Raw genomic sequence first — 12263 nt, 5'->3', positions numbered from 1 at the left:
GTGTTATTCTTGTATTAATAGTTCTGGTCGTTGCTCTGGTAATGTTGTTTTAAATGCCAGAGCCTCCATTTGTAGTTCTTTAATATGTCTTGCATACATTCCGTAGGCTGGTAGTACTTTAAAAAAGCTGAATTCTGGGTATCTGGTTTCATCTTCTGGCACTTCTGAAATATCAGATAAGACGCCACCGCCAGGTAATGTTATAGCTATATTTTTTAGTGTTAGTCGTCCTATTTTGTGGTTAGGCGTACCTGTAATTAATATGCCTGATGGTGGTGCTACTCTAGAATTTTCGGTACTTCTTGTACTTGCCTGTATGTTCTTGATAATAACCTTATCTATGGATCCTACAGCTTGCTTTTCCGCATTTCTATAGTTATTCAATCGCTCTCCTAAACGAATGAATATAGGCATATCCACATCGGTCATCGTAATATCTTCAATAGTGATATCATGTATGTTTGCCCCGTCTACACTCAATATTTTAATACCGCCCCCTTTAGTATCGTAAATGGTACAATCGCGGATAGCTACATTGTAAAAGTCTCCCATAGATTCAGTGCCAAATTTTATGGCGCCCCAATCACTTTTTAAGGTACAGTTAGAAACTTGAACATTATAAGTGGGTAACGGACTCGTAGATTTTATACAAATGGCATCGTCACCAGAATCGATGTTGCAGTTTTTAATAATCACATCATGACTAGAATCTAGGTCAATACCATCATTGTTTTTATTAGCATGATTATAAATGGTAACCTGATCGACTAAAATGTTTTGTGATTGATAAAAATGACAAGCCCACGCAGCGGCTTCTCGTAATGTCACACCTGTTAGGGTTATTTCATTTGATTTTACAAACCGAAGCAAAAATGGTCGATTACGACCAAATGTATCATCATTGATTCTTAATACTTTCTTTTTTAATTTAAGGTTTTTAGCTAAAAATGCAGACCCATTGCCATCGATTACACCTTTTCCTGTAATACTTATATTGCTTGCATTTACAGCACCTATCAAGCAAGTACCTCTTTCTTGACCAACAGCATCTGTAAACGTATCTATGCTTACATAATCTTGCGGATTTGAACTGCCTACAAGTTTAGCGCTTTCATCTATTTGTAGGTTAACGTTATCTTTTAATAATAGGGTACCGCTAATGAATATACCTTGTTTAATCAATACGATACCACCACCATTTTTGGCACATTTGTCAATGGCTTTTTGTATGGCGCTCGTATTAATGGTAAGACTATCGCCCTTTGCCCCATAGTTTTTAATATTATAGATTTTGGGGGCTACGGTAAATGAAGAAACTGCTATAAAAAAAAGGATTAGTAGTATTACTTTAGATGCAATATGCATGTGTATTTTGTTCATATTTTTTTTAATTTTCTACTAATTTCCAAGATCTTACCCAATTGTAAGTAGTGGTTCTATCGGCTTCAGTGCCATTCATTCCGCCATCTTCTGGAACCGGATTCCAGTTGTACGTTTCTACCACCATTCTTAAATACATTTCAATGTCATAATCTGCAGGCGGTGTTACTTTTGCAAGAAATTTACCATCTAAAAAGAACTGTACTTCGTCTTTAGATTTCCACCATACACCATACACATGAAAATCATCATATACTTTGCCGCCAACTAAAGCACCAGATTTATTAGAACCTTTTTCGTAATTGCACCCTTCAGGAATATTTCTGCTGTGTGTGTTCGAATTCATAGATTGGTCAAAATTCTTCATCCATTCGGCATCATTGGTAATTTGACCAACGCTTTCTTGTATGTCTAATTCTACTGTTCTTTTATCACAACCTTCAAGCTCGCTAGATTCGTTTATCATCCAAAAAGTAGAAGACATGAAGGTTTTATTAGCTTTCATTTCGCACTCGTAATATCCGTATGTCATTCCGTTTCTAGAACCTACATAACCACCGCCATGGGTATATTCTTTGCCTTGTTTTGTTACTGGTTTCGGTAGTAATTTTGTAGTAATCTTTAAACCGCCATCTTCAACTTTAATATTTTCTGCTTGAAATAATCCTGGTGCTCTACCGATCCAACCTTGCCCAGAAATTTGCCATTTTTTCTCGTTTACTATTTTGCCTTCAAATTCATCTGACATGTTTTTTACGAGTTTCCATTTTTGGTTTGCCGGTTTTGGATCTTCGCCTTCGTTAAATTGTGGTAATTTTTGGGCAGCCAAAGTGCCCATAGTCAACAATAAAGCGGTCAATAAGAACTGTTTTGATTTTGTTAATATAGATTTCATTTGTATAGGGTTTAATTCTTTTTTAGAATGTGCTTTTTATTTAAATATGCTATTCTTATTTGAATAAGGTTATTGTTGTTTAGCGCTTTATCTAGTTTATTGCTATCAATAGTAAATTGGTTTTGCTGGTAAAAATCTTGTAGTAGAACCATGGTATTCATGATTAAAAGCGCCTCTTTTTCGTTACTCGATGTATACAACATTTTAATTAAGTATGTAGAGCTATCTAGTGCGCCGGTAATACCTAAAAACTCTGCAGCGCGCATTTTATTAATCAACAATGGATCAGACTTCATTATTTGTTTAATTTGATTGGTAAATACACCTGCTTGCGTTCCAAAACTAGAGCATGATATCAACGCCCAATAGCGTTCCAATTCATCGGTAGATTTTAAATACTTTTTCAATTTGTGTTGCGCCTTATGAAAAGGCATTACCTGTAGATTAGCAATTTTCAGGTATTTTGAAATTTCTGTTTTATGTGCTTGTCCAAACGCAATGGGATTTTTGAAAGCTTTTTCAATAATATAATTTTCAGGATATAATGAAAGGTCGGGCATCGATTTCATCCAAGAATTCAGGTTGCTTCTAAGCTCTTTTAGGTTTTTGTAATACGCAGGATTCTCCGCAAGATTAGTTGTTTCAAAAGGGTCATTTTCTACATCATATAATTCTTCAGGGGCTTTTGGTTTAAAAAATTGTGACTGTATTTCGTTTAGTTTTCCATTATCAAAAAGTGTTTTCCATTCTCTATACGCCAATTGTCTATATCTATATTGGTTCATTAACGCATCAACAGTAAATGGTTGAAAATTTCGTATGTATTTTAAGTTTCCCTTGCGTAAGCTTCTGACCATGTCATACTTTTCGTCGAACCGATCTGCATAACCGTAAGTCTCGTTATTTTGTAGGGTAGTTTTAGAGACGTTTGCGCCTAAAAACGGACTACCGTCTATAGTTTCTGGTATTGCAATACCAGCTAAGTTTAATACCGTTGCACTAAAATCAATGAAGCTAACAAAGGTTTTTGTTGAGGTACCAGCAGTAAAAGGAGATAAATATTTGAACTTTTCTGGAATATAGACCACTAACGGAACTTGCAAACCAGTTTCTTTTAAATACCCTTTGCTATTAGGTAAAACTCCACCATGATCTCCGTAATAGAAAATAATAGTGTTCTCTAAGAGATGGTCATCTTTTAATTGGTTGACGACTTCACCAACCTGCTTGTCCATTTTACTGATTAAATCGAGATAACGGGCATTGGTATATTTAAATGTTCTTGTTTGAGGATGATTAGGTTGGACGAAGACGGTTTCAATATTTGTTTCCGTTTTTATAGAATCAACATCTTTTTCAGAAAAATGTAGTTGCCCTTCATGAGTAGTTCCAATATTAAAAACAGAAAAAAAGGGCTGTCCTTTTTTTCTGTTTCTCCAACTTGCTTTATTAGAAGAATCGTCCCAAACCTTATCACTTTTAATAATATTATAATCCTCTTTTGCATTATTGGTGGTGTAATAACCAGCTTCACGCAGATATTCGGGAAACATTTTTATATTTTGAGGGAGTGTTACTTTTTGTTCAGATCTATGATAGTGTGTTGCTAATTTAGCACCGTAAACTCCGGTAATAATACTAGACCTTGCAGCACTGCAAACAGCAGCATTTGAAAATGCCCTGTTGAATTGAACTCCTTTTTTTGCTAGTTTTTCAATGTTGGGTGTTGCTACACCGTTTTTATCAAAAAGTTTCATGTAGTGCTTTGAGTTATCTTCTGAAACGATCCAAACTATATTGGGTTGTTGTGCTTTTAGATAAGATGTAAAGCACACTAACAAAATGGTGTAATTAAATAAATGCTTCATCTTTTCAATTCAATTTTAAATCAAGAGTGCTTAACTCTTTTCGGTTTAAGTATGTATTTTTTACCTTTCCATTTGAGACATCGTCAAAAACTATCGGCTTTCGTTTATCATCCGCAGTGGTGATTAGTTGAAAATTGTTGATATATAGCCCGTCAATATGCCTAGCATAAACCCCTGATGAAGGTAATGTACCTACTTTACTAAATTCGGGCCACCAGCCATTAAGAGTTTCCAAAGTATATTCCTTAATATTTTTTATGTTTGCATCTTCTTGTGTTCCGCCGCCCAAAACCGTCATTTCAATGTTATTTAATTGAATATCTCTTATATAATTATCGGGCATTCCCGTTAAAAAAATGACCGAGTTTTTATCCAGTTCCCTATTGTCAATAATCATATTATTGAATGAAAAGCTATGCATTGCATTCATCGGGAACATAGTTTTTGGAGCATCTACTCCTGCCCGTTGCTGGCAAAAGGTCATGAAAATTGGTCTGGGTACATTCTTCATTACAATGTTGGAGAAAATCATGTTTTTCATTTCACCACCTTCGTTCATTTGTATTTTTAAACCCGAATCTTGTATGTCATGAAAAGTGCAATTGCTCACTGTTACAGATTCAAAGTCTCCTCTAGAGGCTAGGCCAATGCGCATAGCAGCCCATTTACTGGTAAATACACAATTGGTAATTACAATATCTTTACAGGGTTTATCGGGTCTTGAGGTTTGTAAACAAATAGAATCATCACTCGTGTCAAAAGAAGAATTAGCGACGCGTACATTGGTGCAGCCGTCAAAATCTAGTCCGTCTCCATTATTGTTGACCCTGCTGATAATTTTTATACCATCTACCACAATTTGATCACAATACAACCAAGCAGAAGTCCAAGCGGCAGGGTTAATCAGCGTTACCTCTTTTAATTGAATATTGGTGCAATTAAGAAAGCGCATCAGCATTGGTCTTCCTCCTTTTTTCTTGGTGAAATTTTTTGGATGTCCATTACCATCTATGGTTCCTAAGCCTTTAATCGCAAAGTATGTGGCATCACGCGCAAAAATCAAGCAACGATCCATATGAGGTTCGTTTTTATAGGTATTTTTATGAGTGTCTGTGGTGTAATCTTCTATATCTGGACTTCCTAATAATACACCGCCATTTTCAATATAAAGGGTGACAAAATTTTTCAAGTAGATAGTGCCGATCACAACGGTTTTACCGGCAGGTATAATTACGTTTCCACCTCCATTTTTAGTGCAGGCATCTATGGCAGCTTGCACAGCTTTGGTGTCTTTGGAAATTCCGTCCGCTTTTGCTCCATAATTCATTACATTGAAATCTGTAGCAAATACTTGCAGTTGAAACCCGATAAAAAATAGTACTAGTATTTTTTTCATTTTAGCTCTGGTATTTGTCATAAATAGCTGATAAATTAGTCTCGTCAGACGTTTTAGTTTGCCATGTTTTAAGTTGTCCTAATAAATGAGAAATTGTATTTTTTGATTTTTTCTTAGTAGTTAGATCAATAGTTTCCCAAGGGTCATTTTTTAAATTATACAATTCTAAGATTCCTGTTTTTGGGTAGACTATTAATTTATTGCCTTCAGAAATAATTCCGCGTTGATCATCAAACATGGCTAGATAAATAGAGGCTCTAGCTTTTCCTGTATGAGTTAATAAAGGAGCTAAACTTTTGAAATCCGTTGGCTCTTTCATTTCAAGGTCTAGCAAATCAAATAGGGTAGGTACCACATCTTGCAAATACACTCGCGATGCAATTTTAGCATTAGGTTTAACCGATGGTGCTTTAATAATCAATGGTGCGGTAACACTTGGTTCATAGAGGCATACCTTACCCGCGACACCATTTTCACCAAAATTAATTCCATGGTCAGAAGTGAAAACTATTATGGTATTATCATAAATTCCTTTGTCCTTTAATACTTGTATGATTTCTCCTATACGGGTATCCATATGCGTTACCATGGCATTGTTTTGCTGTACGCGTTTTTGCATTGTTTTAGAACTCAATGGGTCATTGGCGTATTGGTACTTTACATTTTTATTTAATGGTGTGTTGTCAACTACACTTGGGGGTAACACCATCTCTTTTGCAGGATACATGTCATAATATTTTTGCTCGGTCTGCCTAGGTACATGCGGAGCGTTGAAAGCTACATAGGCGAAAAATGGTTTTGCTTTATCATATGTGTTTAGAAAATTAACAGCTTCGTTAGCGGTAATATCGGTAATATGCCCGGCAGGTGAGTAATAGGTTTTTAATTGGCCTGGTTGTATGCTTCCGGTTTCATCAAAAATTTCTTTTGCATTTTTTCCCATGGCATGCCATTTTCCGGTCATATAGGTATGATAACCGTTATCGTGTAATTTTTCTGGTAACGACTTTGGGGCGTTTTGCTTATTTATTTTTTGAGATTCCCAAATGTATTTTCCATAAATGAGCATGGTTCTGCTTGGAATACAAACTGCGGGAGACCAACAACCCATATTATACGCGGCAGTAAAAGAAGTGCCCTCTTTGGTAAGTGCATCAATATTAGGGGTAATCATAGCTTTATTACCATAGGCGCCAACAGTTTGGTTGCTCTGATCATCAGACTCTATAAAAAGAATGTTTAGTTGCGCGTGACTGTGGATTGAAAATAGAACTATTAGAAAAAAGAAACTTTTTTTTGTGTTCATTTTAGCGAGTAGTAAAAATCGTTAGTTTATTATTTCAGCTTATGAAAAACCACCTACTGAAATAGGTATTTGTGATAAATAAAAGTAGCTATACAAATGATGAATGAGGGAAAGAGATAGGCAGAATACTACCATATATGATTTTTAATTGGCTTAACTACATGTAAAACTTTGGACAATACATATTACTAAGGTTTACAGGTACATCTGTTTTATAGGTTTAACCATTTGTGGTGTTGTTGTGGAATAAGAATATTTAGTTTTGAACTGCCTGGTTTCAAACTATATAAATAAAAAAAAACAGCTATTTAAAGCTCCTTTTGTGTGGCAAGTAGAATCATCACCTGTTAATCCAGAGCTGTTAGTGATAAGTGTCGCAAGTCAGCCAATATCTATGGCAGATAATTTTAAGAATCCGGGGATTTATTTTTCGACGGATTCAGGTAAAAATTGGAATAAAATAATAAGGGTCTTGGGCAGCCAGATAAAATGGTAGATGTAAAACCAGATTCGTATAATGAAAACGTGCTATGGGCAGCAGGTTGGGGTAGTGGTTGGTTTATTACCTATTTAAATGGGACTAAAGAACCTTGGTTGAACAAGTAACGCTTCATAAAATTTAATATAGATATGAGCCATAAATTAATGGGACTACTAATTTTTATAACTTTTTTTTCGGGGTTTTCGATGCAAAAAAATAAAAAGAATCCTCCTAATGTTATTTTAATTTTAGCAGATGATTTAGGTATCGGAGATTTAGGGTGTCAGGGTAATCCGTGGCTAACAACACCGGAAATAGACGCTTTTTATATGGAAGCTGTACGCATGACCGATTTTCATGTGAGTCCGTTATGCACCCCAACGAGAGCTGCACTAATGACAGGGCAGTATCCTATTAATAATGGGGCTTGGGCAACGTTTAAAGGAAGAGATGCCTTGTCTGAAGATGCTATTACCATAGCTGATATTTTTAAGGCGAATGGGTATAAAACAGGCTTATTTGGAAAATGGCACCTAGGCGATAATTATCCATCAAGGCCTACAGATAGAGGTTTTGATAGAGCAGTACAGCATTTAGGTGGTGGTGTAGGAGAATTATCAGATTATTGGGGTAATAGTTATTTTGATGATGTGTATTATGTAAATAACCAGTCAAAACAATTTGAAGGCTATTGTACAGATGTATGGTTTGAAGAAGCTACACGTTTTATTGGTCAAAATAAAGAGGAGCCATTTTTTGTTTACTTGCCTTTAAATGCACCACATGACCCTTTAATTGTTGCCGAAAAATATGCAGAACCTTATACTCAATTCGAAGGTAAAGAAATTAGTAGTGCAAATCTTTATGGTATGATCGCCAATATAGATGAAAATTTCGGCAAATTCCACCAGTATTTAGAGGAACAAAATTTGTTAGAAAACACCATTCTTATCTTTATGAGTGATAATGGTACTAGGTATGGTTATAGTAGAGATGGTAAATTTGGCTATAACAAAGGCTATAGGGGTATAAAAGGTGATAAAGAAGAAGGAGGTCACCGTGTACCGTTTTTTATTCGTTGGCCTGATGGTAAGATAGTAGGGGGAAGAGATGTAAATACAATTGCTGCGCATGTAGATTTAATACCCACATTAGCTGCATTATGTCACTTAAATGTACCTGAAAGCACACCATTAGACGGACTTGATTTTTCATCATCCATTTTATCTAAAGCGTCCTTAGCTTCTAATCGCACTATTTTTCTACACAATCGTCAAGATTGGAGGCCACCTTATGATGAAGATGGTACCTGTATTATCAATAATCAATGGCGATTGATTAATGGTACGGCATTGTATAATATTGATAAGGATCCAAAACAAGAAATAAATCTAACGGAAAAATATCCGGAACTAGTGAATCAATTGCTTCAAGAAAATGAAATTTTTATCAGTGATGCTAAATATTCTACTTCTTATAGAGAATTACCGGTAACCATAGTTGGCGATAATGCACAATTAGAGACCAAGCTGACTATACAACACGCAATTGGTGAAGATGTTGGTATTTGGAAATGTGAGCAGGTAGCAGCGGGTATTAAAAACACAAACAATACACATGCCTTACGTATCCATAAAGAAGGAGACTATTTAATTTCTCTACGTAGATGGCCAAAAGAATGTTCAGGTCCTATTTTAGGTATTCCAAAGGAGAATCCAAAGAGTTTATTCGAATATAAAGAAATCAAACCCACAAAAGCCAGAATTTCTATTGCCAATCAAATACACGAAAAGCCTATTTTAGAGGGTGTTGAGGAAGTCTTTTTTAAAGTGCATTTACAAAAAGGAAAAACATTTTTAGTCAATGATTTTATTGAAAAACAAGCAAGCTATGGCGTCTACTATACCTACATTCAAAAAGTAGATTAATAAGTTATCTAATACATTTAGAAAACGAATATAGCATACTTAATTTTTTCTTGCCATCTCTTACACACGCTAATTTAAATGTCTTCAAGTTTCCAAACCCTAACCCAATCAAATTTTGTATAGCGCTCTTCTAAAGGCTTTTCAAAACCCATTTCTTGTGCTGTAGTTTCTTCTATCCAATCATAGAAATTACTTGACATAATCAACCGTAGTGATCCATTGAAAGGAATAACAGGTGTTACAGATTTTTCTAACGCTCCATCAATATAAAAATTAACTTTACTACCTTCTGCGTGCCAATAGGCGGCGTAAATATGAAATTCTTCAGAATTGTTATTTTCAAAATTAGTTTTACCTCCTTTTGTCTGTCTTGCTCCAATATTGTTACAAGGGCTGTTATGTCGATGGGTATTGTAATGAAATATTTTATCCCAATTAGAAGTAACTGCCCAGTCATCTTTTGTCCAAACATTACCTAATTCACCAGTAAAAATACCTACACATTCTTGGATGTCTATTTCAAGATTCTCGCCATCATTAAAGTTTTCTGTACATGGTTTGGTTTCAGATTTTAACCAAAATGCAGCAGACATAGCCGTTTTACTGGCTTTCATACGAGCTTCAATATAATAGCCCGGCTCTGCTAAGGTTTTACCATAAATATATGCTCCGCCATACCTGCGTTCTGCCGGTTCGTTGGTGTTGTCTTTGGGTGAATGTTTTGGGCTGTCAAATTTCTCTCCTTCTATTCTTAAATAACCATTGCTCGTGCTAACATTATCGGCTTCAAAAAGAGATCTCTCTGAGCCATACCAACCTCGATCTTGTCCGTTCCAAATAAATTCTGGAGTTGGGTTCCATTTATCGGAGTCTAATTCTTCGCCATCGAATTCATCGGAAAGTTCATGAACCTTGACCCATTTTTTATCTTCGTGTTTTGGATCTTGATTTGCTACAAAAGTCGGTTTAAGAGTTGTATCTGGTTCTATTTCTTCAACCGGAGCCTCAATTTCTTCTTCTTGGGTTACTTCAATATCCTTAACAGCTTCAATATCATTAGCATCAGAATTACTACAGGCAAAAATGAGAATTGCAAAAAAGAGCGATAGTACTTTGATGGTTTCGGACATTATCTGATTTTTTTATAAAATTAATCTGAATAGATTTTGGTTCAACCATTAAATGTTCAGAAGTATAACACATATGTTTTATAAAGTATTCGTTCAATTTTATAAAGTACTTTCTTAAAAGTATAATAAATTCAACGGTATTTTAGTACAGAATGATTTTATAGTTATTGTTCGATATTTGCTTTAATGTTTTGCATTTGGAAAAGCGTCATTGGTGTATCTCAAAACCTGTGGTTTGCCGCTACCTCTAGCTGCAGTAATTTCTGTTTTCCATTGTGCTCTCAGGTTTTCTAAAATTTTAGAATGTTCATCCCTGTCGGCTAAATTATAAAGCTCGTTAGGATCTTCTTTTAAGTTATACAGTTCTTCATAAACCGGTTCTTCTCCATTTATAGGAGCATCAATGTAATCTCTGTAAATGGCTACTTGCGGGTCGTGCATATTATAAAGCATTTCTTTGATTGGTATGCCCATTTCTTTGGCATATTTAATTTCTTTTGAGGCAGAGAAATTATTGTTTTTGTAGTATCTAATATATTTCCATTCTTTGTTCTGAACCGATTCACATCTAGGATTGCCAAAATGTGTTGACCATAAGTTTTCGGTATATACATAATCTCGAACTTCAATTTTTGAACCTTTTATTAAACTAGAGATATCTGCACCTTGAAAGGTATCTGGCGCTTTAATATCTGCATAGGAAAGCATTGTTGGTGCGATATCAATACTTTGTACCAAAGCATCACTTTTTAGACCTCTTTGTTTTTTAGTTGCATTTGGGTCAAAAACAATTATAGGTACATGTGTAGTTTGCTCATAACAAAGCGCTTTACCGCCTAAACCTTGTTCACCCCCAAATAAACCATGGTCAGAAGTGAAAATGATAATCGTATTTTTATCTAGTTTAAGTTCTTTAAGTTTATCTCTAAGATTACCCACTAGTCTGTCAATGCCCGTCATAGCCTCTAATTCTCTTATGTATCGTTCCTTCTTGTCCTTAGGGTTATCTACAAAATTATATCCTTCTTGCCTGTCTTCAGTTTTAAGAAGATCTGCAGGTAGTTTAGGTGTTTTTATATCTGCCTTTGCAATATAATTTTCAGGAAGAGGAAGATCAAGGTCACGATACATTGTTTTGTAAATAGCATCATCGGTTTCTTTTAATTCCATAGAACGGGTACCGGCGCCATGTGGTAAATTAAAATTGATGGAAAGCATAAATGGTTTGTTCTGAGGTCTATTTTCTAAAAAATGAACGGCACCTTTTAGTTTTCTGGCATTTGGGTCTAAAAATTCATTTACACCTTCATTAATGATTTCGGGTTGGGTAAAAGCTATGGCATCATTAAAAATAGAATGATTGTCTTTTGGATAAAAGCCTAAATGACCGTGTCCCGCATACCAATAATCAAAACTTTTTTCCATGAGTCCGCTGTCATATCCTCCATTACCAACGGGCGCATGATTTTTACCTACCCAGCCGGTATAATATCCATTATTGCGCATTATAACAGGATAAGAGTTTGCCCAAGCAGTATCTGAAACACTTGTGCCAGAATTGAAATTTACACCGTGCTTACGTTCGTATTGACTTAATAAAATCGATATTCTACTAGGCGTACAAATGGCGCTAGTAACATGTGCATTCGTAAACAGTATGCCTTCTTGTGCAATGTTATCAATATTAGGAGTCTGAACAATTGGGTTACCTGTACAACCTAACAGGTCATATGATTGGTCATCGGTTAAAATGAAAACAATATTGGGTCGGTCTTGCGCCTTAACTATGGTGGCTAATAGGAAAAGTAATAGAAACGTTTTTTTCATTTTCATTTTTTTATTGGATGATTATTACATAGGAAATTGGTTAAGTAATTTT

8 protein-coding genes are annotated in these 12263 nt (G+C 35.2%); 1 reads left to right on the top strand and 7 read right to left on the bottom strand.

Features of this window, described 5'->3' with window-relative positions; genetic code table 11:
• Positions 1-3 precede the first annotated feature (3 nt).
• The 5 genes from ACJJVT_RS11445 to ACJJVT_RS11425 are packed head-to-tail and all read right to left on the bottom strand — an operon-like array spanning position 4 to position 6845.
• Entirely contained in the window at positions 4-1380 is a 1377-nt protein-coding gene (locus tag ACJJVT_RS11445; RefSeq protein ID WP_405398783.1) for a glycosyl hydrolase family 28 protein, read from the bottom strand.
• A 7-nt stretch (positions 1381-1387) separates the two neighbouring features.
• Complete coding sequence (locus ACJJVT_RS11440) at positions 1388-2275, bottom strand: family 16 glycosylhydrolase (RefSeq protein ID WP_405398782.1); 888 nt, start codon at positions 2273-2275, stop codon at positions 1388-1390.
• Positions 2276-2286: 11 nt separating this feature from the next.
• Complete coding sequence (locus tag ACJJVT_RS11435) at positions 2287-4143, bottom strand: sulfatase (RefSeq protein WP_405398781.1); 1857 nt, start codon at positions 4141-4143, stop codon at positions 2287-2289.
• Positions 4144-4147: 4 nt separating this feature from the next.
• Entirely contained in the window at positions 4148-5539 is a 1392-nt protein-coding gene (locus ACJJVT_RS11430; RefSeq protein WP_405398779.1) for a glycoside hydrolase family 28 protein, read from the bottom strand.
• A 1-nt stretch (position 5540) separates the two neighbouring features.
• Positions 5541-6845 (bottom strand): sulfatase-like hydrolase/transferase, encoded by a 1305-nt coding sequence (locus ACJJVT_RS11425; protein ID WP_405398778.1) that lies wholly within the window; start codon positions 6843-6845, stop codon positions 5541-5543.
• Positions 6846-7532: 687 nt separating this feature from the next.
• Here ACJJVT_RS11425 and ACJJVT_RS11420 point away from each other — a divergent pair.
• Positions 7533-9254 (top strand): arylsulfatase, encoded by a 1722-nt coding sequence (locus ACJJVT_RS11420; protein ID WP_405398777.1) that lies wholly within the window; start codon positions 7533-7535, stop codon positions 9252-9254.
• A 74-nt stretch (positions 9255-9328) separates the two neighbouring features.
• On the opposite strand, the gene ACJJVT_RS11415 is transcribed toward ACJJVT_RS11420, so the two are convergent.
• Together ACJJVT_RS11415 and ACJJVT_RS11410 are read right to left on the bottom strand one after the other, a co-directional pair.
• Positions 9329-10384, bottom strand: a complete 1056-nt coding sequence (locus tag ACJJVT_RS11415; protein WP_405398774.1) for a glycoside hydrolase — start codon at positions 10382-10384, stop codon at positions 9329-9331.
• Positions 10385-10567: 183 nt separating this feature from the next.
• Positions 10568-12211: a sulfatase-like hydrolase/transferase gene (locus tag ACJJVT_RS11410; protein ID WP_405398773.1), complete on the bottom strand. Its 1644-nt coding sequence runs from the start codon at positions 12209-12211 to the stop codon at positions 10568-10570.
• Positions 12212-12263: the final 52 nt, after the last annotated feature.

Origin of the sequence: Maribacter sp. Asnod2-G09 (genome assembly GCF_045063795.1) — a bacterium.
Taxonomy (GTDB): domain Bacteria; phylum Bacteroidota; class Bacteroidia; order Flavobacteriales; family Flavobacteriaceae; genus Maribacter.
Note: the sequence above shows the minus strand (reverse complement) of the source record. Positions and strands in the feature narration are given on the sequence as shown.